Below are 25,886 nucleotides of genomic sequence, written 5' to 3' on the forward strand. Positions count from 1 at the left end.
AAAAAGATGTATTCTTAGTGCGACAATTTGTCACTTTTGTTGTCACACTACAAGAACGTAGACTATAGCGGTACTCAGGAACAGATATATGAATGAACCAACTCAGGGTCGTAATACCCTCCCCCTACAGATTTTGATTATCTTTGTCATAATCATCGGGTTGGGATCTGTAATATATGTGCCTCAGCTGTTGCAAGAAACGCCCCCTCACACCCGTCAATTGCTAACAGCTCCTGAGTGCGATCTTCATCAAAGCAAATGCACAGCGGCTATTGAGGATCAGCAAGTTGAGCTATCAATCATTGCAGAAGAGATCAGCTCAAGTAAGCCGCTATTGTTTGATGTGACTATAGAAAATATTGCTGCCGAACAGGTCTTAATCGACCTCCAAGGTAAATCGATGTACATGGGAGTCAACCAAACATTACTAACAAAGATTCCGGGTACAACCAACAGATGGCAAGGCAACATCACTCTCCCTATTTGCACCACAGGGAAGATGACTTGGATATCTTCCATTAAAATTGAAGAACAGGGACAAGTTACACAGGCCAATTTTGAGTTTGACGCCCGATAACCTTCAACCTAAAGGACAGATGATTAAATGACCACTTTAAGAAATCTTCTTCTACTAACACTCGTTATGCTAGCAGGTGTAGCTTTAGCTTTTTACCTTCGCCCACAGCCTGTAGAGCAACGCATCGCATTAGGTGAAAAATTGGGGGGAGACTTCATCCTTCAATCTCAGCAAGGTGAGCTAAAATTAGAAGATTACCGTGGTAAAGTTGTATTGTTTTTTATTGGCTATGCTTCTTGTCCAGATGTTTGCCCAACAGCCTTAGCAGTCGCTGCCCAAGGGCTCAAGGACCTAACACCTGCTCAGCAAGAAAACGTAGCGGGAATTTTTATGAGTGTAGATCCGGATAGAGACTCACCGGAGAAACTAGAGAAATACGCAAGCTACTTCCATCCTAATTTTCACGGCGCTACAGCAGATCGTGAAACTATAGATAAAGTAGTAAAACAGTATGGTGCTTTTTATCGTATGGTCGAGTTAAAGGATTCGGCTTTAGGCTACGCTGTGGACCACTCATCGCGCCTGTACTTAATCGATCAAAATGGCAAACTTTCAAAAGCTTTAAACCATGCACTTACACCAATTGAACTCACTAAAGAGATTCAAGCGTTACTAAGCGAGGAAACATAATGAACAAGAAAACTCTGCTAAATACATGCCTGGCGACAGTACTCAGCCTAAGCTCCTTTTCTGCAATGGCGGAGATCATTACCAGTGACGCATACGTAAGAGCACTTATTCCAGGTTCTGGCCATACTGCAGCTTTTTTAAACATAACAAACAGAAATAGAAGCGATGTATATTTAACATCTGCAAAAACTGCTTCTGCTAAAAGAACAGAACTTCATAATCACATAACGGAAGACGGCGTCATGATGATGCGCCAAGTCGAGAGGATTCAAATCCCAAGCACTCAAACAGTAGCGTTGAAACCTGGTGGTTATCACCTGATGCTTATGAAACTAGACAAATCCTTAAATGTTGGCAATACAGTTGATATAGAACTTACCTTTTCTAATGGTGAGAAGATCAATGTTTCAGCACCAATAAAAAATGTCATAGAGACTAACCACCACCATCACTAATCCCCTTTTGAATCAATTAAGGCTCTGTTTTACAGGGCCTTTTTTAATGGCTTGTAGTCAGAGCTTGAAAAAGTAAATACTTTCCCTTGGAGCTGTAAATTCAGGTTCCAACATTCGTAAAAATTTAATTTCTCGTTCTCTCGCAACTGCGAGATATATGTACTACTTTGTAATCAGACGGCAAGTCCAACAGGCAACTTGGAACGGCCTAGTAATTGAGATCATCGCCATTCTAAGGATAAGAGTTAGATCAGCAGGAGGCTGAACTATGCGTAGTACACCTGATTTCAATATCCACTGGTACCACAGCCTACAGTTTCGCGTATCCGCAATCTTCCTTACTATTTTCTTTCTAATAATGGTGACCATCATCGCCGTAGTTAGCGCCATCGGTGATCACCTAATTGAGAACCAAGCGTATCTAAAATTAAGTAAGGCGGGCGACAAGGTTGTTTCAGAACTAAACCAACGTACCACCATTGCGGAATCAATTGTCATCTCTATGGCTGATATCGCTAAAGTAATCCCTGCTGAAGATAAACGTTTCTCATCCTTAATGTTGTCTCTTCTAGATAGAGCAGGTTCCAAACATCTCATAGCAGGAGGTGGTACTTGGCCAGAGCCCTACATATTTAATAAAAATGTTGAACGCAATAGTCATTTTTGGGGCCGAGATAGACAAGGAAAATTAAATTTTTACAACGACTATAACCTTCCAGAAGGTAATGGCTATCATCATGAGGAGTGGTACGTGCCGGCTCAGCATCTTGGCAGAAACCAACGCTACTGGTCCAAATCCTATACTGATCCTTACTCTCTACAGCCCATGGTCACAGTGACTTCACCGCTTTATGACAATGAAAAATTCTTAGGTGCTACAACTGTCGATCTCAAACTCGAAGGGCTGCAAAAGTTACTCCATGAAGCGACACAAGAGTTTGGTGGATATGCTTTCGCGCTGGATCGTAACGGCAGGTTTCTATCCTTTCCTGATGACAAACTGGCTCGCCTATCAAATCCTTCTTCCGACGAAGGAAGTCTCCTGCCTTACATAACAATGGAAGAGCTAGCAAAAGAGTTTAGGGCATTTGAATCTCTCGCCAGATTACTCCGTATTCAGAATAGATATCTAAACTCACCAAACGGCATTGAGACCGATACACTTGCCAAGAAACTGGCAAACGACAGTTACCAAATAGACCTTCCTGAAGCGACTATCATTGCCTCTTTACTAAACAGGCATACAACTAAAACTGCACAAAGAACCAATGAACTAATAGAACAAGATTACTTTTTAAACGAGGCAGTATTTGTCACGGTAACCACTATGCCTAAAACCGCTTGGCAAATTGTTACAGTGATGCCAAACAGTTCAGCCCGGAAAGATGCCAAAACACTTTTTAATCAGCTTCTTATGGCAACAATTTTTATTGTGCTAATAGCCATGATATTGGTGTGGGCCTTGCTACGTTACCATCTGACATCACCTCTATTTCAACTTACCCAGCAGCTACAAGAAGGCTTATCGGACGATCATCGTTCGCAACAATTAATAAAAACTACGGATAAAGGCGAGCTAGGTGCTTTGACCCATTGGTTTAACCGCAAGACAGAACAGCTGTTAGAAAGCCAATTTCAAATTAAGAAATTAGCCTTTTTTGATCCGTTGACAGGCCTTCCCAATAGACGTTTACTTTATGACCGCTTAAACCAGCGCCTTGCCAGCGCAGAAAGGCAGCGCTGCAGTGGTGCTGTAATGTTCTTGGACTTGGATCACTTCAAACATCTCAATGACTCATTAGGTCACAGTATCGGAGATGAACTATTAATACAGGTAGGCAACAGACTCACTGAATGCTTGCGAAAAGAGGACACCATTGCCCGCTTGGGTGGGGATGAATTTGTAGTCATTGTCGCTCTGCCCCGTCTAAATCAAGAACAGATTTATGAACGGGCGCGTATAGTCGCTAACAAAATCATTGAAGCTTTAGATGTGCCTTTCGAGCTGAATTCAAACCACTTTCATATCACCACCAGCATAGGTATTACCTTCTTCAATCAAGCTCACTTTGGTGCAGAAGAACTCCTGAAGCAGGCAGATACTGCTATGTATCAAGCCAAATCAAAGGGCAGACACCATTACTGCTTCTTTGAAGAAGACATGCAAACCAAAGCAGACGAACGCTTACGTATCGAAGCAGAATTACGCTACGCAATTACTCATAACGAACTTAATTTGGTCTATCAGCCTCAAGTTAACGAAGAGGGAGAATGCCAAAGCGTTGAAACCCTGCTCCGCTGGAATCACCCTAAGAGAGGTTTTATCTCACCTGATGAATTTATACCTATCGCTGAAGAAAGTGGTTTGATCATTCCCTTAGGCCATTGGGTGATTGAACAAGCCTGTAGCCAAATGAAGAAATGGTATACCCAAGGACAACCTATTCGCTATATCGCTGTTAACGTCAGCCCTCTGCAGTTTAATCAAGCCAACTTCGTTAACGATGTGAAAGCCAGTATTCATCGTTTCCAGATCAAGCCTGAAGAACTGATGCTAGAAATAACAGAGGGTGTGATCATCGATGATACTGAATCAGCCATTACTAAGATGCACTCGTTAAAAGAGCTAGGTGTCAAAATATCTATGGACGATTTTGGTACAGGGTACTCCTCCCTTACCTATTTGAGATTGCTGCCGCTAGACGAATTAAAGATTGATAAAAGCTTTATCAACGATATCACTACCGACCCCAATGATGCTGTCATTGTCGGAAATATAATCTCTATGACGCACGAGCTAGGCTATTCCGTTATAGCAGAAGGCGTAGAAACATTAGAACAACAGCAATTACTGTTGAAGCAGGGCTGCAAACATTACCAAGGGTACTATTTCAGCAAACCTCTAAATGAAGAAGATTTAGATAAATACTTAACCTGCGAAACGTTAACCGCTTAACACTTTTCAAAATTACTTAGGAATACTAACAACGTCAGTATTCCTAAAACCTGACAGTGGAGCCTAAAAGTTAAACATTCTCTTTTAAATAACTGATCAGTTGGTCGATATCGATATGAAAACCATCAAAAGCAACTACTCCATTCGGATCGATCAACGTAACCCAAGGAGTTCCACCGGTACGATAATTCACCATTGTATTTGGGAAATGACCTGGATCGGTTCGAGGTAGATCAGAATTGCCCGGGTCATGACCAAAAGGCAGTTCTAAACCGTATTTAAGCTGATTCTTACGTAAAGCATCTGCATTATTGATAGAGTGACCTTCAAAGGTTGTTTGGATAACCGCGGCCACAATTTTGTCGTCATTAGGGAAGGCTGCTTTTAACTTCTGTAAATTTGGAAAGCCTACAGAATGACAAGCTGGACACCACTCCTGAAAACATTTCAGATAAATCCATTTACCTTTATGCTCTGTTACCGAAAACGGTTCCGTCTTATTCCCTTTGCCATCGATCCAATAATTCACATTTAACTCAGGCGCTATACGCCCCTTGATACCACGAGTATTTTCTTTAGCTATGGATGGACCAGACAGAAGCCCAAATGCGCCTATTCCTGCAGTCGCTAAAGCGGCTGATTTAAGCCATTGGCGCCGTGTTAACTCTTGTTTGCTCGGGCTCGATTTCAGCTTTTCGATTAGATACGACATATTAATCCCATCATCTATGTGAGCTTCATAGACCCCCTCACATCGTGTTAGTTCATAAAACCAACAAAGCCCTTCTTCTTAAATATCTTTAAAATGATTTGTACCGAAGAGTCGCTCCTGTAGCATAGGAGCTGATAGATTGATGAGTGATGTTATGAGAATTTTTGCGATCGCCCTATTCTTCCTAGCCAATACTGCATTTGGCGAGATGCTTGAAACAGAGAACTACAAAATTGTTATCACTAAGCATTGCGATGAAGGCGAAGTTAGTTGTGAAGACATCACTTATATAGGCTCGTCAAAGAGATCTGGAAACAGTATCAACCTCAAAGGTAAAACTCTGCATCAAACCTGTGCTGATGGCATTACCCCATGTCGGTTTCTTGGTTACCGTTTTCAGAACGGCAAAATCACCTACAACGTTTATGAATCTGGTTTACTGCAAGTGATTCGTGAACCTCAGGAAATACTGCTAGAAGAGCGAGGCAGCTGGTCATACGAATAAACCATCGCGCTAGTTACCAAAGAATAAGAGAGAAAAGGGAAGATCAGAGGCAAAACTCCTCCTTCCACAAAGGCTGTCTAACGGTTTGTTTTCTTAAAGCTTCCACCAAAAGCTAGGTACGTGTAGGCAGACCGTTATCAAGTAACGCCTCTACATTGACCTTTCACTTATATCTGAAGCAAAGATAGAAACTGCTAAAAACGACAAAGGCCCATAAACGTTTTGTTTAATGGGCCTAGTTTAGAAAAAGCCTGAATTTAAGATATATTCGAACTTAGCGCACGATATTCTTTTTCCCAACGTTTCGCTTCTTTCTTAGAAGGGCCGCCAAGAACATTGACCGCATGACGTAAACGCGCACGTGTCATATCTGGACCTAGGATCGCCATAGAATCCATTACAGATACAGTCTGGTTAGTGCCAGCTACCGCGATAAACAATGGGAATAGGAAGTCGCGGATTTTGTAATCCATCGCTTCAGCAAGCTGTTTAAGCTGACCGAATAGACGATCTTTATTCCACTGAGTTTCTGTATCTAGCAACCATACTGAGTACTGCAGCATTTTGCGGATATCATCAAGTTCCAATGATTTATGCGCAAAATCTTCTTCTGTGATATCCAACATACCGGATAGGAAGAAACTCGCAAGTGGAGCGACGTCAGAAAGTTTCTCTACACGCTGCTGAATCAACGGAACGATCTGCATCAGGTATTCAGGGTTTAGTGCCCACTCCTGATACTTAGCTGCAAATTGCGCTGGGTCTAGGTCTTCACGCAACCATAAACCGTTTAACCAGCTTAGTTTTTCCTGATCAAAGATTGGACCACCCAGAGATACACGCTGAATATCGAAGTTATCGAACATCTGCTGACGTGTGAATTTCTCGCTCTCATCCGGCATAGACCAACCCATGCGAGCAAGGTAGTTCAACAATGCTTCTGGCAAGAAGCCCATACGCTGATAGTAAAGAATACTAGTAGGGTTCTTACGCTTAGATAGCTTAGATTTGTCAGGGTTACGTAGAAGCGGCATGTGGCATAGCTTCGGCATATCCCAACCAAAGTATTCGTAGAGCAACTTATGCTTAGGCGCAGAGTTGATCCACTCTTCACCACGGATAACGTGCGTGATCTCCATTAGGTGATCATCTACAACGTTTGCCAAGTGGTAAGTCGGCATACCGTCGGATTTAAGCAAAATCTGAGCATCAACCATGCCCCATTCCAGCTCAATCGTACCGCGAAGCATATCGTCAACTTCACAGGCACCTTCACATTCAGGTACAACCATACGTACGACATAAGGCGCACCCGCAGCTTTACGCTTTTCTACTTCCTCTACAGGAAGGGCAAGATCGCTTTGCTTAAGCGCAGTGTGACCGCCTGCTGCGCGGCGAGCAGTACGTAGCTCATCCAACTCTTCAGATGTACGGTAGCAAAGGAATGCTTTGCCTTCTTCCACCAACTGCATCGCGTATTTTGCGTAGTCAGCTTTACGTTCGCTTTGACGGTAAGGACCGTGAGGGCCACCTACGTCTGGACCTTCATCCCATTCCAAACCTAACCAACGTAGCGAGTCTAGAATCTTCTGTTCAGATTCATCCGTACTACGTGTTTGGTCTGTATCTTCGATACGCAAGATAAACTGACCGCCATGCTGACGAGCAAAGGCTAGATTGAACAATGCGATATAGGCTGTGCCTACATGAGGGTCACCTGTTGGAGAAGGTGCAACACGGGTACGAACGGTCGTCATTGGTGTCCTTGGAAATCTGATAAAAATGAATAGCGGCAATTATATACTTAGCGGCCCTTTTCGAGCCACTAAGAAATCAATTAGGCGATAGATAATGAGAGAGAAACTATAAATAGTTTTCCCAAAGTACAGCGCCCCAGATCAAGCCACCCATAATCAGTGCAACCATCACAACGGCTGAACCTAAATCTTTAGCAAGCCCAGCTAATTCATGAAACTCAGTACCCGCGCGATCGACTACCGCTTCAATGGCGCTGTTGACCAACTCAAAAGCTAACACCAACAAGCAAGTACAAATTAAAGCAGCCAATTGCATCGGGCTTTGAGCCACAAGAAAAGATAGAGGAATAAGTATCGCACTTCCCCAAACTTCGTAACGAAAAGCAGGTTCTTGAACATAAGCAGCTTTCAGGCCCTGCCATGAATAGATTGAAGCATAATAAAAACGCTTTAAGCCCGTATTCTTGGCAGTCGCACCCTGTGGTTTATCGCTCATGGTAAAGTCATTTCCCTAAATTTATCGCCTAGCGTTAGAAGCTAAGGCTATCACTTCTACATTAGATTCCGTACAAATAGTTGGACAAAATCCACCTATGTGCAGCGCAAAATCGGTAGACAGTATATAATCGCCTCTGTTCTTCGATTTTGATTGTATCTACACATTTAATGACCTCTACAACAGATAACCTAAACCGTCGCTTTACCGTTGCACCTATGATGGATTGGACGGACCGTCACTGCCGTTATTTTCACCGTATTTTAAGTCGCCAAGCGGTTTTATATACCGAGATGGTAACTACCGGTGCTTTGATCCATGCCGAAGCAGATAGATTTTTGCGTTATAACACGCAGGAACAACCTGTTGCATTGCAGTTAGGTGGCAGCAACCCAGCCGATTTAGCCCAATGTACCAAGATGGCTGAGGATTATGGTTACAATGAGGTGAATCTTAACGTTGGCTGTCCTAGCGATCGTGTTCAAAACAATATGATCGGAGCCTGCCTAATGGCTCACCCTCAGTTAGTCGCTGAGTGTTTAGAAACGATGCAATCTGCAGTAAAGATCCCAGTTACGGTAAAACACCGTCTTGGCATCGACGATATGGACAGCTATGAAGAGCTAGTCAGCTTTGTGGAGACAGTACGTAGCAGTGGATGTAATGTCTTTATTATCCATGCACGCAAAGCGATTCTTCAGGGCCTAAGCCCAAAAGAAAACCGCGATATTCCGCCATTGAAATATGACTGGGTTTACCAAATAAAGCAGGAATTCCCTGATTTAGAAGTGCATATCAATGGCGGCATCAAGACCCTCGAAGAGTGTCACACACATTTGCAACATGTTGATGGTGTAATGCTAGGCCGCGAAGCCTACCAAAACCCTTATCTTTTGGCAGATGTAGATAACGAGTTGTACGCCTGCCCTGATGAGAAGATCAGCCGTAAAGGGGCTGCTCTCGCGATGGTGCCGTATATTCAGGAACAATTAGCAGAAGGTGTTTCGCTACACCACATCACACGGCATATGCTTGGGCTATTTCACGCGCAACGCGGCGGTAAACAGTTCCGCCGCTTTATTAGCGAAAATGCGCATAAACCTGGCGCTTCAATTGATGTACTCTTTGAAGCACTGGAACGTGTACCAGATTAGAATGGACTACTAGAAAGATGACAAGTCAGTTAGAAAAGCTAAAAGAAATTACTACTGTTGTTGCTGATACCGGTGATATCGAAGCCATTGCTCGCTTTAAACCTGTTGATGCGACCACTAACCCATCTCTACTGCTAAAAGCCGCTGAGCTTCCACAGTACAGCGCTCTATTAGAAACAGCTAAACGCTGGGCGACTGAAAAAGGTGGTAGCGAGCAAGAAGTACTGGACAACATGACTGATCGCCTTGCGGTAGAAATTGGTCGTGAGATTCTAAATATCATTCCAGGTCGCATCTCGACAGAAGTTGATGCACGTTTATCGTTTGATACTCAAGCAACATTGGAACGTGCGCGTAAGTTGATCGGCCTTTATGAAGAAGCCGGTATCTCTAAAGACCGCATCCTGATCAAGATCGCTTCGACTTGGGAAGGTATTCAAGCAGCACGTCAGCTTGAGCAGGAAGGCATCAACTGCAACCTAACTCTGCTATTTAGCTTTGCCCAAGCGGCAGCATGTGCAGACGCAGGTGTTTACCTAATATCTCCTTTTGTTGGCCGTATTCTTGATTGGTTCAAAGCGAACGAAGAAGGCGACTTTACTGGCGCTAACGACCCAGGCGTTCAATCAGTAACGGGTATCTACAACTACTATAAAGCGAATGGCTACAACACCATCGTAATGGGTGCGAGCTTCCGTAACATTGGCGAAATCCAAGAGTTAGCAGGTTGTGATCGTTTAACAATCGCTCCAGCCCTGATGCAAGAATTAGAAGACAGCACTGATGAGCTGCCAACTAAACTTGCACCTGAATCCGCAGCTTCCGAGCAAGGCAAACTTTCTTTGAGCGAAGCTGAGTTCCGCTGGATGATGAACGAAGATGCCATGGCTACAGAGAAGCTAGCTCAAGGAATCCGCAGCTTTGCAGCTGATCAAATCAAGCTAGAGAAGCTTCTTCTAGCGGTATAAAACGTCCCTGCATAAATAGCCAAAAGCCCTCAGCAGAGAAAATCTACTGGGGGCTTTTTCTGTAGGAACCTACGAAGAAGTCCCATACTTCCTCAGTGGATTATAAAACGACCATATACGCGAAAGTCGGCGCAGTGAAATGTCTAGACCTTTTCAAGTCGACTAACAAAGTAGATGGCCGTTTTAGAACCCACCCAACGGGGCTTACAGTGCAACTGAATCACTTTGTTAATGATTTTCGACAGGCAACCAGCATGCCTGTAATCATTGCCTCGTGCTTCAATTGTACTGTAAGCCTGAGTCGTATTGGACTTGTTCGTAGGTTCCCTAATCAATATCCTGTCTATACTGATTTCTATGCCACCCTCAATTTTGGCTGAGGAGATCAGATATGGATACCGTTGTACTCCCCTACCCTAAGCTCATGCTGTTTGACTGGCATGGCACCCTTGTCGATACCCACGGCGCAATGTATCAAGCCATCGAAGAGATGCTTGCTCAATTAGACGAGCTAAATCTCACCCGACACATTTTGCCCGAAGAGAATGCCAAAACCGAAGATGACGAAAAGCTCATTCGCTATATCCGTATCTATCGACATCTGCATCCACGCGTCTTAGCAGAGCAACGCATATCCAGAACCGATGTATTTGAGGTTTTGTTTGGCGATAACGATAAAGCTAATGCTATTGCTCACAAAGCTTACAATGACTGCTATCGAAATCACTACGGCAGCGTTAAGCCTTTCCAAGCTGGGATGTATGAGTACCTCACTTATCTTAAGAAATTAGGTATTAAGATCGGTGTTGTTACCAACCGTAGCCGTGAATTTCTAGAACCCGAATTAGAGGCTGTTGAAAATGGCCGTTGGAAAGAGTTATTTGATGTCTCACTTTGCGGCGATGAGATGCTTCACTATAAACCCGCGCCTAGCTCGATGATTCAGGCAAGCAAATCAGTCGACGAGCTCGCCGACCAGCACCTCTGGTATGTAGGCGATAGCGTTACCGATATGATGACGGCTACCAAAGCTGGCGTAACACGGGTCTTTTATAACGGTGCCTTATGGAGCCCTCACTGGTTTGAACAAGTATTTGCTGAATCGGCCCACCACCAATATGATCCAGATATTATCATTGATGATTTTGATGAGTTATTAGATCTCGTGCTGCAAAGCCGTAACGGCATTACCACCCCAGAATTAATGCAGCAACGACCTCCTCGCCTTCCACCAAGAAAACCTCAACCGCAGAGGGAGGAACCTGACTGGCACCCTGCGGTCGTTAATCTAACCTACCCTAAAGTTGTTCTATTTGATTGGCATGCCACCCTTGTAGATACCCTAGATGCGATGTATCACGCGGTGGACGATATGCTCAAAGATCTACGTAATATGGGACTTTTGGAACAGCTGGTTGATTCAGCAAAATGTAAATCCCCAGATGATCAGCGCCTAGTTGATTATGTCCGAGAGAATCTAAGCCTACACCCTAAAATAAAACTCGACCGCAAGATATCCAGAACCGACATTTTCGAGATCCTTTTTGCAGACAATGAAGTTGCCAAAAAACTCGCTCACAAAGGTTTTACTGAGCATTACCGCAAATACTACGGTACTGCTCTGCCCTTTGAACCTAAAGTTCGGAATATGCTTGAGGGCCTGAGAAAACTGGGATTAACCGTAGGTGTCATCACCAATCGCGATCGCGAATTCTTTATTCACGAACTCAATACGGTCGATGATGGCTGGGCACATCTATTTGATACCGAAATTTGTGGCGATGATACAGTTCAACGTAAGCCTCACACTGACCAGATTCTAAAAGCCGCAGACAATCTAAATTGTGATCTAGGCTTGGACATCTGGTACGTAGGAGACAGCACAACTGATGTAATTGCCGCTAAGTCAGCCGGTATCACCAGCGTGTTCTTTAACGGAGCTCAGTGGGATCAGCCTTGGCTAAACAAAATTTTCCCAGGCAACGAACGCTACCCTTATAAACCCGATGTTGTCGTTAATGACTTTTCAGAGTTTTGGGCACTAATGCTTTCTTGTAGAAAACAGCAGTCAAATTAATATACTTAAGAGCAACCTCTTTTACCCCTATCAATATTGATGGGGCATTAAATCCTATACTAAACAAAAGGTTATGCTATTGTAGGCACTAACCCTTCCTATTAACTCAATCGTAGTAGTAACTATATGCATATATATAGCTTTTTAATTGAGAAAATATCCTCTTTTTAGCTCCACAACCAACTAAACTTTTTAGAGCAAAATTCAATTTTAAACTCGCTCTTGAGTGAGTTTGAGCCACTCTGGGGCCATGCTCCAGGGACGAAGCAGAAATAAAAGAGTGTCGCAGTAATGCATTGAATTCGTTAGCTCCTTAATTTAATTATAGGAGGTCGAATTGACTATTTTTACCCGAAAACATTTTTTATTTAGCTTATTGTTATCCCTTTTTACAAGTTCTGTCAGTAATGCTGAATCACTCGATCTAAGAACTATAACTGCTCCCACCAACTATCATCTAGGATTAGCTTTCCCTGGTGGAAGTGTTCATAACTACCCAATCATTAAAGAAGCCGGCATCGGCATAGTTCGCATCTCAGCCTCTTGGGGAAGAATTCAACCAACGGAAGGCACCTTTGACTGGCAAGGGTTCGATAGCAAGATACAAACTCTCCAACACCTAGGACTCAAACCATTTATTACTTTTGAATCAAATGCAAATTGGGCTACTAGAGCTGACACCCATCACATTCGTAATGGCGAACCGTTAGATATAAATCAATGGAAAAGTTTTGTTGAGGCTGTGGTAGAGCGCTATAACTTCGATGGGTACGAAGACGCTCCGAATTTAAATGCCCCAATACAATATTATCAAGCGGCTAATGAATGGATCAGCGACCAAAACCGATCTGGTGGATGGGCTGGTTCCACAGAAGCATTAATCGACTACATCAATACAGCTCATGATGCTGTAAAAAAAATTGACCCTAACGCCACATTTGTTCTTGGTGGTCTAGCAACGTTTAACCTAGATGCCTTACTTCTTGCTGAAGGCATTGAAGATTTTCTTGTGCAGCAAAAATGGGGACACTTTTCCAGTACGACCTTAAGCGCTGAAGATGTCCAATCTACACATATCCAGAATATTATTAACAACCACTTCCGCGCAGTTCTTTTTCATAGTCAGTATGATTTAGCCGATGCTCACCTATACGGCCCAATTGAGCGAGACCCAGCTCGTCTTAACCAACTATCCACAGAGACAACTCTACCAATAGATACAATTATTTCTTCAGAATGCGGCGGTCCATCCCTAGATTACGAGGATACTTATACCGACGAAAATCATTTTCATGCTGTAATTAATAGGAACCTTAATCTTTTGGCATTAGAGTCCCCTTTCTGTTTATGGTTTGGGTTAGGAGAAGCGATGTCTACGACTTGGGGAAACCAAAAAGTACCCCTGTTTGATAAAAGCGGCCAAGCCAAGCCTGGCTACTACGCTTACAAGCTATTAGCTTATTTATTTGATGGTCAAGAAAACATCACTGTTGAAGCACTAGAAAGCACATTTCCTTGGGTATTCCGCATACAATTCCCTGAAAGCCAAGCTCATACTGATTTATTCATCGGTCCAGCTAGCTCACAAGCAGACTTGATATCATTATCAAATAACCAAAAATTTGACGCCTTCTGCGTAGATCCATTGACGAGTAAAGGGGATATTACGCGCCAAACAACCACTGCAATTGAATGTAATAATGGAATTATTGTGTTAGGCGCTAAGTTACCTAACAACTAAAACCTACTTCAAGTTCCACAGCCAATTGTGAAGCTACCTTATTAATACAATCAGGTAGCTTTAATTTTGAAATAATGAAAAAAATTTCTACTAGTCCCTAATCCTATTAGGAAAGATCCAAATAAACGCTAAGATAACAGCAAATAGACTTGCCAAAGCAGATACAGAAAACGTAGTTAATGATCCAAAGTCATCCCATAACAAACCACTGACATAAGCTCCCAGTGCACCACCCAAGCCAAAGCCCACGCTAGAAAATAAAGCTTGCCCCTGCCCATGGGTTTTCTCAGTAAAATACTGATGAACCAGAGCAATGCCAACGGCATGTAAGGTTCCGAACGTTGCAGCGTGAAGTGTTTGGGCAAATAACATGATCCATAGGTTTTCAGGGACTAGACCTATCAGCCACCAGCGTAAAACACATAGCAGCAAACTGACTAACATAATATTTCGTATGCCCCATCGCTGTATCATCCAATGCATATAGATAAAGATGATCACTTCTGCGATAACACCTACAGCCCAAAGCAACCCTACTTCTGATCGACTAAATCCAACATCAACCATCAATACGCTATAGAAGGTGTAGTATGCCCCGTGCCCAAATTGAACAAGAAAACAGATGACAAAGAAGACTATAACCTGTGGACGTAGCAGCAACTGCATAAAACTACGCTTATCCGCTGATATATTGGCCGAATCTGATTGAGCAGCACTCGGCGGGATAAACAAGGTATTCAGCCAAATTAAGATCATTAATCCGAACAGAATCCAGGGTAACCAACGAATATCAATATGATCCAGCAAAGCACCAAGGCCTGCGACCGTTACGATAAATCCGATAGACCCCCATAATCGAATACGGCTGTAACGGGATTTCTCATTACCAAGCTGACTTAGAGTTATCACTTCAAATTGAGGAAGTACCGCATTCCAGAAGAAGCTAAAGCCTAACATTACTAAGCCGATCCCTATGGCGGTTGTTTGCCAGAAGATACCGACAAACATTATGCAGGTCATCAACGCGCCAAAACGAACAATCTCGACACGCTTGCCACTTCTATCAGCCATCCAGCCCCATAAATTGGGCGCTACTATTCTAGACAATTGCAACAAAGCCATCAGCGAACCAATGGTCTGGGCATCAAACTGAAATGATTTTAGATAAAGACTCCAATAAGGAACCAAAGCACCTAATAAGGCGAAATAGAAGAAATAAAATCCAGAAAGGCGAATATACTGATCGAACTGCGGCATAAGCTGATCTGTCCCTTTCCGGATTGATAATAAATAAAAAGCCGGTTCACCTGACGGCAACCGGCTATCGAGTAGACTAGATAACTATTTTAACTAGTAAGTTAACTAGATAGTACCGCTCTCATCATGCCTCTTTTAAAGCATTTAATAAATATTGCGGTAAGCCAAAGCAACCTAAGTGCATTTGAGGGTTGTAGTAACGAGTTTCGATTCCGCTGTTATCAAAGCGCTTCTGCAACTCTGCCAAATCGATCGTTCGTAATGACTCATTATCAGAACCCCATGCTAAGGTCATTACACCACCGATATATGTAGGTACAGCTGCGGTATAGAAAGATTGGTCTTTGAAATAAGGACTTAAACGACGACGCGTCGTAATAACTTCATCTTGCTGTAAGAAAGGAACACCATTTTGTGCGACAAAAACACCACCTTCTGTCAGCAAGTTTTTGCAACCTTCATAAAAACGGCTTGAGAACAGAACTTCACCAGGGCCTACAGGATCTGTGCAATCAGAGATGATAACGTCGAACTTCTCTTCTGTTTGATTAACGTACTCAACACCATCAGCAATAACAATATTGGCACGGGGATCTTCAAACGCACCTGCAGAGTGATTAGGAAGGTATGTTTTACACATACCGATTACGGCTTGATCGATCTCTACTTGAGTAACATGCTCAACCGACTGGTGACGGCAAACTTCACGTAGAATTCCGCCATCACCACCACCGATGATCAAAACTTTTTTTGCATTCCCGTGAGCCAGAATCGGCACATGCGTTAGCATTTCATGGTACACAAACTCATCTCTTTCCGTCGTTTGAATGATCCCGTCCAACGCCATAACAGTGCCATAAACGGAATTACGGAAAATAATTAGATGCCAAGAATCCGTTTGTTGCTCGAACAACACTTCCTCTACATCAAATTCTTGACCGTAACCTTTATGGAGTGTTTCTTTGTATAAATTTTCTTTTAAAGACGTTGTCACTTGCTTTACTCGCTAACTAACGAAAAAAGGGGTAGCACCGCTAAACGCACTACATTAATTTAGAGTATAAACCTAACTTCGCAGGCCTTAAATTTTGGTCGCATTTATACCCCGAAAAAGGTAAAAAACAAAGCATTTCCACTCCATCTTGAGCACAAAGATTCCACATCATTCAACACCGCTAATTCTTGGAATTTAACCCATTTATCGGACTAACATTTTCATTCAACCCTAATAACATTTTTGATCAAACAATCAGAAATAAATTTACTATTTGCTCCTTTATCCATTTTATGAACTTTTTTTTACAACATTAGAAGCTACCGAATCACGCTCCAGCCCCTACAACCAAAGGCCTAGCGCCAAACTACAACTAAAGTCTAATTTTACTACCATTTTCGTTGTATTCTTCTAAGTTTGTTAGGAACTGGAATTTTTACCTACGCTTACTACAACAGATAACAAAAACAAGACAGTTTTGCGGCGTATATAGCCTCAGAAAGGATGGAGAAACATAATGAAATTACTTACCTCGGTTGTTGCTACAGGTATGGCACTTGGTTTAGCGTTTGGTGCTCAGGCAGGCACCCTAGAAGATGTTCAAAAAAGAGGCAGCGTATCTTGCGGGGTAAGTACTGGCCTTGCAGGTTTTTCTCAGAAAGATGAGAACGGTACTTGGAGCGGTCTTGATGTAGACGTATGTCGTTCTGTTGCTGCTGCTGTTCTAGGTGACGCAAGCAAAGTTCAATACAAGCCTCTTACAGCTAAAGAGCGTTTCACTGCACTTCAGTCTGGTGAAATCGATATTCTTTCTCGTAACACTACGTGGACTCACACGCGTGATACTTCTCTAGGTCTTAACTTCGCTGGCGTTAACTACTACGACGGTCAGGGTTTCATGGTCTCTAAAGACCTTGGCGTGAAAAGTGCGCTAGAACTAGACGGTGCTGCTGTATGTATCCAAGCAGGTACAACAACAGAGCTAAACCTTGCCGATTACTTCCGTGCTAACGGTATCAGCTACAAGGCAATCACATTCGATACTTCTGACCAAACACGCTCTGGTTTCGAAAGCGGTCGTTGTGACGTCCTAACTTCAGACCAATCTCAACTATACGCTCTACGTATTGGCCTAAAGGATCCTTCAGCAGCAATGGTACTGCCAGAGGTTATTTCTAAAGAGCCTCTAGGCCCTGTTGTTCGTCAAGGTGACGACGCATGGTTTAACGTAGTTCGTTGGTCACTTATGGCGATGGTAGAAGCTGAATTCCTAAACATTGATAGCAAGTCTGCCGATAAAGCGAAAATGGAAGGCAACCCTTCTCAGAAACGTTTGATGGGCTCTGAAGGCGATGCAGGTCAGAAACTAGGTATCCCAGCTGATTGGGCATATAACATTGTGAAGCAAGTTGGTAACTACGCTGAAAGCTTTGAGCGCAACGTAGGCCAGGGTTCTCCGCTTAAAATTTCCCGTGGTCTAAACGCCCAGTGGAACCAAGGCGGTATCATGTACTCTTCACCAGTACGCTAAGGAAGGATCAAACAGAGGGGCATTTTTCATGCCCCTCTGCTATTTTTACTTATAACCTTCTGAAGATAAGTGCTTAATTATGTCTGAAAAGCCACAGGTGAAGTCATCACCCTCCTTCTTCAACAACCCTAGAAACCGTTCGATTATTTACCAGCTGCTGTTACTAGCAGGTTTGGGATATTTCTTTTACGGTATTATTTCTAACACGCTGGCTAACTTAGAAGCCCGCGGTATCAAAAGCGGTTATGACTTCCTGTTTACGACTGCCGGATTCGATATTCTAATGTCGTTAGTACCATACGATGCAACGCATACATATGGTCGTACATTTATTGTCGGTTTATTAAATACCATTCTTGTTTCGACAATCGGGATCATCCTTTCGACGATCGTTGGCTTTATTATGGGGGTTGCTCACTTCTCTCATAACCTACTAATCAGAAAGCTGGCCGTCGCTTACGTAGAGACCTTCCGAAACATCCCATTACTACTTCAGATTTTCTTCTGGTATTTCGCAGTGTTGGCAGCGCTACCGAGTGCTCGTCAAAGCTTGAGCCTTGGAGAAGTGATCTTCTTAAACGTTCGCGGCCTCTACTTCCCAGGACTTAATGCAGAAAGTGGAGCAAGCATTGTTTATGCTGCGATTGCTGCTGCCATTGCATCTATCTTCGTCCTCAAGCGTTGGGCGAAGAAGCGTCAAGATGACACCGGCCAACAATTCCCAGTTTTAAAAGCTAGTCTAGCGATTCTGTTTATTTTGCCGCTTGTAGCACTGTTTGCAGCAGGTGTTCCTTTCACTTGGGATTTCCCAGAGCTTAAAGGCTTTAACTTCCGAGGTGGTATAACGGTTATTCCTGAACTGATGGCACTTGCCTTAGCACTTACAGTTTATACAGGAGCATTTATTGCTGAAGCAGTAAGGGCGGGGGTTCAAGCTGTACCTCATGGTCAAACAGAAGCAGCGCGTAGTATCGGCTTAAAAGAGAGCAAGATCATGAAATTGATCGTTGTTCCTCAAGCAATGCGCGTTATTGTGCCTCTGCTTAACAGTGAGTATCAGAGTTTGGTTAAAAACTCGACTCTGGCAACTGCGATCGGTTACCCCGACTTATTCACTGTATTTGTGGGCACGACGCTTAACCAAACAGGTCAAGCGATCGAGATCGTATTTATGACAATGGCGGTCTATTTTGTCGTAAACATGTCCATTTCTTTTGTCATGAACCGCTTCAATGCAAGCGTTTCTCTAGCTGAACGTTAATCGGGAGTGATTGAAATGAAAGAATTTAAACCACTGCCCGATCAACCAGCACCACGTGATACCGTTGGTCCAATTCATTGGATAAGAGATAATTTCTTTGACTCAATATCCAATTCAATTGCAACACTACTTATCCTTGCTGGTTTAGTGACGGTAATTCCACCTCTGGTCGATTGGCTATTTATCTCCGCCAATTGGGCGGGCGCTACGCAAGACGCTTGCACAAAAGATGGTGCTTGCTGGGTATTTGTTAAAGCTTGGTCCAAGCAGTTCTTCTATGGCAGCTACCCTGCCGAAGAAATTTGGCGTATCAATGTCTGTTTAATTGCCCTAGTCGGAATAATAACCGCATCTAATCTGCTAAGTAAGGAACTACGCAACAAGGTCGCTATCCCTCTTTTCTTAGCACTACCTTTCCTATCTATTTTGATTTTGGATGGTAGCTGGATCGGTTTGGAATATGTTTCCACGGATTACTGGGGCGGTTTCTCACTGAACGTTCTACTGGCGGCTGCAAGTATTATCGTTGCTTTCCCATTAAGCTTTTTATGGGCTTTAGGGCGTCGTTCTGACATGCCTTTTATAAAAAGCGTGAGCATTGTACTGATTGAGTTTTTCCGTGGTGTACCCGTTCTGGCTCTGTTCTTTATGGGCTCAGTAATGTTGCCACTGTTCTTTCCAGAAGGAACAAACGTCGACAAACTCGTGCGAGTATGGATTGTACTAACGCTCTTCATGTCTGGTTATATGGCTGAGGTATTCCGAGGAGGTTTTCAGGCTGTACCTAACGGACAGTACGAAGCGGCGGATTCACTGGGTCTAGGCTTTTGGCAAAAAACCTTGCTGATCATCCTACCTCAGGTCATCAAGATCTCTATGCCAAACATACTGGCAACATTTATCATGCTCTTCAAAAATACGACGTTCTTATTGATCATCGGTATCTTTGAAATGTTGAGTACCACTCAAACAGCACTGGCAAATTCAAGTTGGTTAGGCGGTCATTCCACTGAAGGTTACCTTTTTGTAGCCATCGTTTTCTGGATCTGCTGTTTCAGCATGTCCATGATCAGCGCATCAATTGAACGTAAACTCGACACAAGCCATAAGAACTAAGAGGTTTTCCTTGTGAGCATAGAACACGAACAACGTATCGAAAACAACGACGATATCATCGTTATCAAGGACCTCAACAAATGGTATGGCGAGTTCCACGTATTAAAAGATATCAACCTACGCGTTAAAAAAGGCGAACGCATCGTTATCTGTGGCCCTTCCGGCTCAGGTAAGTCAACTATGACTCGCTGCATTAACCGTCTGGAAGAGTTTCAACGCGGCTCTCTTACCGTAAACGGTGTAGAGATGATCGAAGATGTGAAGAATATTGAAGCGATCCGCCGTGAGGTGGGTATGGTATTCCAGCACTTTAACCTATTTCCTCACCTGACTATTCTAGAAAACCTAACGCTAGGGCCTATCTGGGTTCAAAAGAAACCCAAGAAAGAAGCCGAAGCAATCGCGATGAAATATTTGGAAAGGGTTAAAATCCCTGACCAAGCGAATAAATTTCCAGGCCAGCTATCAGGTGGTCAGCAACAGCGTGTAGCTATCGCTCGATCCCTGTGTATGAACCCTGAAATTATGCTTTTCGATGAGCCAACATCTGCGCTTGACCCTGAGATGATCAAGGAAGTGCTAGACGTTATGATCGAGCTAGCCGAAGAAGGCATGACGATGCTTTGCGTAACACATGAGATGGGATTTGCTAAAAAAGTTGCGGATAGGGTTATCTTTATGGATGCGGGTGAAATTGTAGAACAAAACACACCTGAAGAGATTTTCCACAATCCGCAAACAGATCGTTTACAGCTATTCTTAAGCCAGATATTAGATCACTAATACAAACCAACTTTCCAGCGAAAGCAAAGCCGCTTACCTGCATTACAGCTAAGCGGCTTTTTTTATGTAAAATCTACTCTAGTGGCTCCCCTGCTTCATCCTCGTCAACCACTTCGGTTTCCTGCAGGGCATCTTTTACCCAAGCCTGAAGAGCGGGATGTTGTAAGACGGTCTGTACATAAACCGTAGATTTAGGTGATAGCTCAATACCATAGGTCAAAAATCTCAAAACAGCTGGAGCAAAAAACACATCAACAATCGTAAAACTGCCAAATAACCACGGCCCTGATTGATTATGTGTAGCTATTAATTCTGTCCAAAGGGCATCCATTCTTTGAATATCTTGCTGTGCTGCAGGGCTTAACTCAATTTTACGTTTAGCTCGGCAGTTCATTGGCATCTCATTACGTAACGCATTAAAGCCAGAATGCATTTCACTAACAATCGCTCGCGCTTTGGCCCGCTCAGACATATCAATCGGCCATGCAGCACCATCCAGATAACGCTCATTTACATACTCGCAAATAGCGAGAGAATCCCAGACATTCAATTCACCATCGAGCAATACAGGCACTTTGGCTACGGGCGTATGCTGTTTTAACGTTTCATAAAACTCTTCAGTAAATAGGTTTATCTTGAGTTCATCAAATTCGACCTCAAAAGCTTTGAGCATCAACCAAGCTCTTAATGACCAAGACGAGTAGTTTTTATTCCCAATGATTAACTGCATAACATCCTCCGTATCTAGACCTAAGATTGTGGCAACTTGCTTTCTATCTGACTAACGAATAGTTTTGATAGCTCCTATTCGAAATATTGATGGATGTTCCCTGTATGGATATAGATGCACTTCGCAGCTTTATCGCTTTTGTGGATACTGGAAGTTTCACTCGCGCGGCGAAACAGACTTTTCGTACCCAAAGTGCAATCAGCATGCAGATGAAAAAGCTTGAGGAAGAGACAGGGCACAACCTATTCATCAAAGAAGGGCGCAACCTTTCGTTAACCAACCAAGGCCAAGAACTGGTAAGTTATGCTCGAAGGCTTATCGCTTTGCATGATGAAGCTATTGGACACTTTTCCCTTACCCAAGCACAAAGGCCATTAAGAATTGGCTGCCCTGACGATTATGCAGAATCTGTTCTCCCGCAACTATGCCAGCAAATCAGCGAGAGAATCCCTGATTTAAATTTTAATATTGAATGCAATTGCAGCAGTAAATTACGTTCAATGCTGGATTCGGGTGAATTAGATATCGCCATTCTTACCCGGGCACCAGATGGCGACGAAGGATTTGTACTTAAACACGATATCGGTGTTTGGGTACATGGAGGATATCCAGAACTGCTAGAGCAATCACCCTTGCGTTTGGTGTTATTTGAGCCAGATTGTAAATTTCGTACCACAGCGGTTGATGGCCTAGAAAAACAAGGGCTCGATTATCGTTTAGTCTGCGCGTCTTCTAGCTCAACTGCACTCAAAGGTTTATTAAGAGAAGGGGTAGGTATCAGTGCCATGGCGACTTCGAGCATTAGTCATGACCTAGTAATTATAGATGAGAAACGATTACCTCCACTGCCCTCTGTCGATATCGTTCTAGCGATCGCACCTCGACCGCATCCTATGTTTGGCTCATCTGTAGCGACTGAATTGAGTACAATTTTGTTAGAACAGAGCGAAAAAGCTACAACGCTTTAGCATAACGCTCTTTTAAGATAGCAACGCGCTCAACATAGGCTTTAGTTTCAGCATAGGGAGGCACGCCATTATAGCGTGTCACCGCTCCTGGGCCGGCATTGTAAGCTGCTGTACTTAGGGTGAGATCACCAGAGAAGTTCTGTAATAGCTGGGCTAGATACTTAGTCCCGCCCTCAATGTTTTGATTAGCATCCATGCTATTTGTAACCCCAAGATCTTTCGCTGTCGCCGGCATTAGTTGCATCAGACCTTGAGCCCCTACCCGAGAGACAGCATTAACTCGGAAAGCAGATTCAGCATGAATGACTGCACGGACCAAGGCTTCATCAACGCCGTATTTTTTCGACATCTCTTTAACTTGATAACTATGTGCATTCAAATTTAAAGGCGTGGTGTGCCAATTAACAGTTGAAGCTACACCGCATGCAAAACAATCAAACCTGAGAACTTCAAACCCAATATTCAACGGTCTTTGATCTGAGAATGACAATACCCCGTCATCATTACGATACTTATAGACTTGTTTGAGTGAAGAGGAGCTTTTATTAGTGTAGTTAACCTTCCTCTGCTTATCGCTAAGGTTGGTATATTCGACCCGTCCATCTGGGTGCACAATTTTCCTAATTTCGCCCGCGACAAGATTTATTGGCGTTAGCGAAACGAAAACACCAATAATCGTTAGGACCGCGGTTGAAACCGTAGCTTTCCATATCTTCATAAACAGCAGTTTAGCAGCTATTAAACTCTGAGGTTAACCCTTCGCCATCACAGCTCTTTAGGGGGAAGAATTAATGAGGAAAACAGCAACCCTGTCACCAGCGCGATAGCAACAAAGCTCATGCTAAATGCCGTATCGATCCCTTCAAGCACATTCTTTTCAACCATAAGGGAGAGACTCTGAAAACCAACACTTCCCGGTACCAGTAAGATAATACCCGGCATTAACATGACCGCTCGGGTAATCCCTGAAATACGCTCAAACAAGTTCGCTACCAAGCCTGTAATAAAGGCACCAATAAATGCACCTAAGACCTGACCAAATAGCTGAGCCCCATACCAGGTTGCTGCAAAAGCAATGCAGCCACCTAGGACTACCCAATGCATATCGACTGGACGGCTCTGGAAAAGAAAACATAACCCAATCCCTGCATAGGCGATTGATAGCCATAGACTCCAATCAGGTAGATACCATTCAAAGGTCACTGGCTGAGCAGGAAACAAGCCCGTTCCAATAGCGTTACCAATTGCTACACCAAAACCTATCTGTAAGAAGATAGTACCGGCATAAACCAACCTTGCTGTTCCCGAAACCATATTCTGTCGAGCCAATTCCGCTACCGCAGTGGTCAAAGGTAAACCGGGGACTAACACAATCACCCCTGCAACTGTTGCGATATAGGGAGATGACAGCCACCCCATACTAGCAACAAAATTGGCCACTAAAGCCGACAAAATCGCCGATAACGTCGGAAATAAATATTTAAGTGAATCAGTTTTTAAAAATTTAACCGCGATAAGTGCTGTTAGCATGCCGATAAAAAAGGCCACCAGCATCTCAGCTACAGCACCACCTAAAAGATGAGCGATACCCGCTGATAACAGAGCAAAGCCGGCCATCTGGCCTTTAACACCAAATCTAGCAGCTGAGTTAGAGATTGCCTTGAGTTGATGAGCCCCTTCTGACACAGTGATAGATTCAGACATGACATCCCGAACCACCGTGTTTACTTGGATCTGCCTCTCAAGGTTTACCTCGCCTTGATCTACACGGAAAACATAGGTTTTAGGCTCAGGCTCTTCTGGGTGTGAGAAGCTCATTATGAGGTTTGTAGGCTGCGCTAAACACTGCACCCCAAAACCAAGAGTCTCACCCACACGTTTCATCGTATTTTCTAGCTCATAAGCGGTCATTCCATAGGTGTGCAGAGCTTTGGCTAAGCGCAGCATAAAACCCACCGGCAAGGTTCTAGGCGGAAAGTTGGGCTGTTTATCTAATGAGTAGTGATCAAGTAGATCAAACGACATAACGGCTTTGAATCCTCTATAGCCCTAAAACAAAAAAGGATAAATTATCGCTAATTTATCCTTTCCTAGATTCGATTGGCGAATTTTAATATCAGGTGATAACAGGTATCTCAGATTTAACATCTGCGTTTTGTGCTCGATCACGTAGTAAGTGATCCATCAACACAATTGCCATCATCGCTTCGGCAATTGGTGTCGCTCGAATACCTACGCAAGGGTCGTGACGACCTTTAGTCACAACTTCAATCTCTTCGCCACGACTGTTAATACTACGACCCGGTAAACGCAAGCTAGAGGTCGGTTTAAGCGCAATATGCGCAATAATATCTTGCCCAGTTGAGATGCCACCCAAAACACCGCCTGCATGATTCGACAAGAAACCTTCTGGTGTCATCTCATCTCTGTGCTCTGTGCCTTTCTGTGAGACACAATCAAAGCCATCACCGATCTCAACACCTTTTACAGCATTGATACTCATTAGCGCATGGGCAAGGTCAGCATCGAGTCGATCGAAAATCGGCTCACCCAAGCCAACAGGCGCGCCAGAAGCGACTACTGAAATTTTAGCACCTACAGAGTTACCCTCTTTACGCAGGGCATCCATATAGTTTTCCATCTCAGTAACGGCTTCAGCATCTGGAGAGAAGAATGGATTGTTAGGTACTTCATTCCAATCGAAGTTAGCTTCGTTGATTGCAATTGGACCTAATTGAGATAGGTAACCTTTAACTTCGATATCTTTAGACGCTAAGTACTTTTTCGCTATCGCACCTGCTGCAACACGCATCGCAGTTTCACGCGCAGATGAACGACCGCCACCACGGTAATCACGGAAACCATATTTATGCGTGTAAACGTAGTCAGCGTGAGCTGGACGGAACGTCTCTTCGATATTGGAGTAATCTTTAGAACGTTGATCGGTGTTTTTGATCAGTAAGCCAATTGGTGTACCAGTAGTTTTACCTTCGAAAACACCCGATAAGATCTCTACTTCATCGGCTTCGCGACGTTGAGTTGTATGACGAGAGGTTCCCGGCTTGCGGCGATCTAAATCTAACTGCAGATCAGCTTCAGAAAGCTCGATGCCTGGGGGGCAACCATCAACAATACAGCCAAGTGCCTTACCGTGACTCTCACCAAATGTAGTGACTGTAAACAGCTTACCGTAACTATTTCCTGACATCGCAGTATTC

At 43.5% G+C, this 25,886-nt stretch carries 23 protein-coding genes; 14 read left to right on the forward strand and 9 right to left on the reverse strand.

The genetic code is table 11. The annotated features are described in order from the left end of the window. The first annotated feature begins 88 nt into the window (after nucleotides 1-88). The 4 genes from ACMXYN_RS10920 to ACMXYN_RS10935 all read left to right on the forward strand — a co-directional run bounded on the left by ACMXYN_RS10920 (nucleotide 89) and on the right by ACMXYN_RS10935 (nucleotide 4,618). Nucleotides 89-577, forward strand: coding sequence for a hypothetical protein (locus tag ACMXYN_RS10920; protein WP_415891848.1), 489 nt, complete (start codon nucleotides 89-91; stop codon nucleotides 575-577). 27 nt (nucleotides 578-604) lie between these two features. Next, entirely contained in the window at nucleotides 605-1,207 is a 603-nt protein-coding gene (locus ACMXYN_RS10925) for an SCO family protein (protein WP_415891849.1), read from the forward strand. After that, on the forward strand, nucleotides 1,207-1,662 hold the full coding sequence (locus tag ACMXYN_RS10930; RefSeq protein WP_415891850.1) for a copper chaperone PCu(A)C: 456 nt from the start codon (nucleotides 1,207-1,209) through the stop codon (nucleotides 1,660-1,662). The genes ACMXYN_RS10925 and ACMXYN_RS10930 overlap by 1 nt, the downstream gene beginning before the upstream one ends. Nucleotides 1,663-1,930: 268 nt before the next feature. Beyond that, nucleotides 1,931-4,618: an EAL domain-containing protein gene (locus tag ACMXYN_RS10935; protein WP_415891851.1), complete on the forward strand. Its 2,688-nt coding sequence runs from the start codon at nucleotides 1,931-1,933 to the stop codon at nucleotides 4,616-4,618. Nucleotides 4,619-4,688: 70 nt separating this feature from the next. On the opposite strand, the gene ACMXYN_RS10940 is transcribed toward ACMXYN_RS10935, so the two are convergent. Beyond that, nucleotides 4,689-5,330, reverse strand: a complete 642-nt coding sequence (locus ACMXYN_RS10940; protein WP_415891852.1) for a peroxiredoxin family protein — start codon at nucleotides 5,328-5,330, stop codon at nucleotides 4,689-4,691. 142 nt (nucleotides 5,331-5,472) lie between these two features. Here ACMXYN_RS10940 and ACMXYN_RS10945 point away from each other — a divergent pair, with 142 nt between their 5' ends. Next, a complete protein-coding gene (locus ACMXYN_RS10945) occupies nucleotides 5,473-5,835 on the forward strand; it encodes a hypothetical protein (protein ID WP_415891853.1) in 363 nt (120 codons plus the stop codon). 257 nt (nucleotides 5,836-6,092) lie between these two features. Here ACMXYN_RS10945 and gltX read toward each other — a convergent pair whose 3' ends face one another. Both gltX and ACMXYN_RS10955 read right to left on the reverse strand, forming a co-directional pair. Continuing rightward, nucleotides 6,093-7,592, reverse strand: a complete 1,500-nt coding sequence (gene gltX / locus ACMXYN_RS10950; RefSeq protein ID WP_415891854.1) for a glutamate--tRNA ligase — start codon at nucleotides 7,590-7,592, stop codon at nucleotides 6,093-6,095. A 106-nt stretch (nucleotides 7,593-7,698) separates the two neighbouring features. Beyond that, entirely contained in the window at nucleotides 7,699-8,088 is a 390-nt protein-coding gene (locus tag ACMXYN_RS10955) for a diacylglycerol kinase (RefSeq protein WP_415891855.1), read from the reverse strand. Nucleotides 8,089-8,258: 170 nt separating this feature from the next. On the opposite strand from ACMXYN_RS10955, the gene dusA reads away from it, so the two are divergent. The 4 genes from dusA to ACMXYN_RS10975 all read left to right on the forward strand — a co-directional run bounded on the left by dusA (nucleotide 8,259) and on the right by ACMXYN_RS10975 (nucleotide 14,028). Next, nucleotides 8,259-9,242 carry a tRNA dihydrouridine(20/20a) synthase DusA gene (gene dusA / locus ACMXYN_RS10960; protein WP_415891856.1) on the forward strand — a complete coding sequence of 328 codons (984 nt, stop codon included), beginning with the start codon at nucleotides 8,259-8,261 and terminating at the stop codon, nucleotides 9,240-9,242. A 17-nt stretch (nucleotides 9,243-9,259) separates the two neighbouring features. Further along, complete coding sequence (gene tal / locus ACMXYN_RS10965; protein ID WP_415884119.1) at nucleotides 9,260-10,210, forward strand: transaldolase; 951 nt, start codon at nucleotides 9,260-9,262, stop codon at nucleotides 10,208-10,210. 391 nt (nucleotides 10,211-10,601) lie between these two features. Further along, on the forward strand, nucleotides 10,602-12,287 hold the full coding sequence (locus tag ACMXYN_RS10970) for an HAD family hydrolase (RefSeq protein WP_415891857.1): 1,686 nt from the start codon (nucleotides 10,602-10,604) through the stop codon (nucleotides 12,285-12,287). A 337-nt stretch (nucleotides 12,288-12,624) separates the two neighbouring features. After that, nucleotides 12,625-14,028, forward strand: a complete 1,404-nt coding sequence (locus ACMXYN_RS10975; protein ID WP_415891858.1) for a beta-galactosidase — start codon at nucleotides 12,625-12,627, stop codon at nucleotides 14,026-14,028. 90 nt (nucleotides 14,029-14,118) lie between these two features. Here ACMXYN_RS10975 and ACMXYN_RS10980 read toward each other — a convergent pair whose 3' ends face one another. Both ACMXYN_RS10980 and speE read right to left on the reverse strand, forming a co-directional pair. Continuing rightward, a complete protein-coding gene (locus tag ACMXYN_RS10980) occupies nucleotides 14,119-15,285 on the reverse strand; it encodes an MFS transporter (RefSeq protein WP_415891859.1) in 1,167 nt (388 codons plus the stop codon). Nucleotides 15,286-15,409: 124 nt separating this feature from the next. Further along, nucleotides 15,410-16,279 carry a polyamine aminopropyltransferase gene (gene speE, locus ACMXYN_RS10985; RefSeq protein ID WP_415891860.1) on the reverse strand — a complete coding sequence of 290 codons (870 nt, stop codon included), beginning with the start codon at nucleotides 16,277-16,279 and terminating at the stop codon, nucleotides 15,410-15,412. Between the two features lie 517 nt (nucleotides 16,280-16,796). On the opposite strand from speE, the gene ACMXYN_RS10990 reads away from it, so the two are divergent. The 4 genes from ACMXYN_RS10990 (at nucleotide 16,797) to ACMXYN_RS11005 (ending at nucleotide 20,970) form a co-directional block, all read left to right on the forward strand. Continuing rightward, nucleotides 16,797-17,810 (forward strand): amino acid ABC transporter substrate-binding protein, encoded by a 1,014-nt coding sequence (locus ACMXYN_RS10990; protein WP_415891861.1) that lies wholly within the window; start codon nucleotides 16,797-16,799, stop codon nucleotides 17,808-17,810. A 79-nt stretch (nucleotides 17,811-17,889) separates the two neighbouring features. After that, complete coding sequence (locus ACMXYN_RS10995) at nucleotides 17,890-19,071, forward strand: amino acid ABC transporter permease (protein WP_415891862.1); 1,182 nt, start codon at nucleotides 17,890-17,892, stop codon at nucleotides 19,069-19,071. A gap of 15 nt (nucleotides 19,072-19,086) precedes the next feature. Then, nucleotides 19,087-20,187: an amino acid ABC transporter permease gene (locus tag ACMXYN_RS11000; protein WP_415891863.1), complete on the forward strand. Its 1,101-nt coding sequence runs from the start codon at nucleotides 19,087-19,089 to the stop codon at nucleotides 20,185-20,187. Nucleotides 20,188-20,199: 12 nt separating this feature from the next. Next, the gene (locus ACMXYN_RS11005; protein ID WP_415884111.1) at nucleotides 20,200-20,970 is read left to right on the forward strand and encodes an amino acid ABC transporter ATP-binding protein; all 771 of its coding nucleotides are present in this window, start codon (nucleotides 20,200-20,202) and stop codon (nucleotides 20,968-20,970) included. Between the two features lie 73 nt (nucleotides 20,971-21,043). On the opposite strand, the gene ACMXYN_RS11010 is transcribed toward ACMXYN_RS11005, so the two are convergent. After that, nucleotides 21,044-21,700 carry a glutathione S-transferase family protein gene (locus ACMXYN_RS11010; RefSeq protein ID WP_415891864.1) on the reverse strand — a complete coding sequence of 219 codons (657 nt, stop codon included), beginning with the start codon at nucleotides 21,698-21,700 and terminating at the stop codon, nucleotides 21,044-21,046. Nucleotides 21,701-21,804: 104 nt separating this feature from the next. Here ACMXYN_RS11010 and ACMXYN_RS11015 point away from each other — a divergent pair, with 104 nt between their 5' ends. Continuing rightward, the gene (locus tag ACMXYN_RS11015; protein WP_415891865.1) at nucleotides 21,805-22,668 is read left to right on the forward strand and encodes a LysR substrate-binding domain-containing protein; all 864 of its coding nucleotides are present in this window, start codon (nucleotides 21,805-21,807) and stop codon (nucleotides 22,666-22,668) included. Here the strand turns inward: ACMXYN_RS11015 and ACMXYN_RS11020 are convergent. From ACMXYN_RS11020 to aroC, 3 genes are all read right to left on the reverse strand, one after another. Continuing rightward, entirely contained in the window at nucleotides 22,655-23,386 is a 732-nt protein-coding gene (locus tag ACMXYN_RS11020) for a lytic transglycosylase domain-containing protein (RefSeq protein ID WP_415891866.1), read from the reverse strand. The two genes, ACMXYN_RS11015 and ACMXYN_RS11020, sit on opposite strands and share 14 nt — an antisense overlap. Before the next feature lie 47 nt (nucleotides 23,387-23,433). Continuing rightward, entirely contained in the window at nucleotides 23,434-24,693 is a 1,260-nt protein-coding gene (locus ACMXYN_RS11025) for a threonine/serine ThrE exporter family protein (protein WP_415891867.1), read from the reverse strand. 91 nt (nucleotides 24,694-24,784) lie between these two features. Then, nucleotides 24,785-25,876 carry a chorismate synthase gene (gene aroC, locus ACMXYN_RS11030; RefSeq protein ID WP_415891868.1) on the reverse strand — a complete coding sequence of 364 codons (1,092 nt, stop codon included), beginning with the start codon at nucleotides 25,874-25,876 and terminating at the stop codon, nucleotides 24,785-24,787. Nucleotides 25,877-25,886: the final 10 nt, after the last annotated feature.

This window comes from Neptuniibacter sp. PT8_73 (assembly GCF_047778045.1).
Lineage (GTDB): Bacteria > Pseudomonadota > Gammaproteobacteria > Pseudomonadales > Balneatricaceae > Neptuniibacter.

What these genes read in the sequence shown, in the direction of transcription:
- ACMXYN_RS10995 (WP_415891862.1), top strand. Translation starts at nt 17,890, where the DNA reads ATGTCTGAAAAGCCACAGGTGAAGTCATCACCCTCCTTCTTCAACAAC.
- ACMXYN_RS10940 (WP_415891852.1), bottom strand. Translation starts at nt 5,330, where the DNA reads ATGTCGTATCTAATCGAAAAGCTGAAATCGAGCCCGAGCAAACAAGAG.
- ACMXYN_RS11010 (WP_415891864.1), bottom strand. Translation starts at nt 21,700, where the DNA reads ATGCAGTTAATCATTGGGAATAAAAACTACTCGTCTTGGTCATTAAGA.
- ACMXYN_RS11000 (WP_415891863.1), top strand. Translation starts at nt 19,087, where the DNA reads ATGAAAGAATTTAAACCACTGCCCGATCAACCAGCACCACGTGATACC.
- ACMXYN_RS10930 (WP_415891850.1), top strand. Translation starts at nt 1,207, where the DNA reads ATGAACAAGAAAACTCTGCTAAATACATGCCTGGCGACAGTACTCAGC.
- gltX (WP_415891854.1), bottom strand. Translation starts at nt 7,592, where the DNA reads ATGACGACCGTTCGTACCCGTGTTGCACCTTCTCCAACAGGTGACCCT.
- ACMXYN_RS10990 (WP_415891861.1), top strand. Translation starts at nt 16,797, where the DNA reads ATGAAATTACTTACCTCGGTTGTTGCTACAGGTATGGCACTTGGTTTA.
- ACMXYN_RS11025 (WP_415891867.1), bottom strand. Translation starts at nt 24,693, where the DNA reads ATGTCGTTTGATCTACTTGATCACTACTCATTAGATAAACAGCCCAAC.
- tal (WP_415884119.1), top strand. Translation starts at nt 9,260, where the DNA reads ATGACAAGTCAGTTAGAAAAGCTAAAAGAAATTACTACTGTTGTTGCT.
- ACMXYN_RS10925 (WP_415891849.1), top strand. Translation starts at nt 605, where the DNA reads ATGACCACTTTAAGAAATCTTCTTCTACTAACACTCGTTATGCTAGCA.
- ACMXYN_RS10935 (WP_415891851.1), top strand. Translation starts at nt 1,931, where the DNA reads ATGCGTAGTACACCTGATTTCAATATCCACTGGTACCACAGCCTACAG.
- ACMXYN_RS10955 (WP_415891855.1), bottom strand. Translation starts at nt 8,088, where the DNA reads ATGAGCGATAAACCACAGGGTGCGACTGCCAAGAATACGGGCTTAAAG.
- aroC (WP_415891868.1), bottom strand. Translation starts at nt 25,876, where the DNA reads ATGTCAGGAAATAGTTACGGTAAGCTGTTTACAGTCACTACATTTGGT.
- ACMXYN_RS10980 (WP_415891859.1), bottom strand. Translation starts at nt 15,285, where the DNA reads ATGCCGCAGTTCGATCAGTATATTCGCCTTTCTGGATTTTATTTCTTC.
- dusA (WP_415891856.1), top strand. Translation starts at nt 8,259, where the DNA reads ATGACCTCTACAACAGATAACCTAAACCGTCGCTTTACCGTTGCACCT.
- ACMXYN_RS11015 (WP_415891865.1), top strand. Translation starts at nt 21,805, where the DNA reads ATGGATATAGATGCACTTCGCAGCTTTATCGCTTTTGTGGATACTGGA.
- ACMXYN_RS11020 (WP_415891866.1), bottom strand. Translation starts at nt 23,386, where the DNA reads ATGAAGATATGGAAAGCTACGGTTTCAACCGCGGTCCTAACGATTATT.
- ACMXYN_RS10920 (WP_415891848.1), top strand. Translation starts at nt 89, where the DNA reads ATGAATGAACCAACTCAGGGTCGTAATACCCTCCCCCTACAGATTTTG.
- ACMXYN_RS10970 (WP_415891857.1), top strand. Translation starts at nt 10,602, where the DNA reads ATGGATACCGTTGTACTCCCCTACCCTAAGCTCATGCTGTTTGACTGG.
- ACMXYN_RS10945 (WP_415891853.1), top strand. Translation starts at nt 5,473, where the DNA reads ATGAGTGATGTTATGAGAATTTTTGCGATCGCCCTATTCTTCCTAGCC.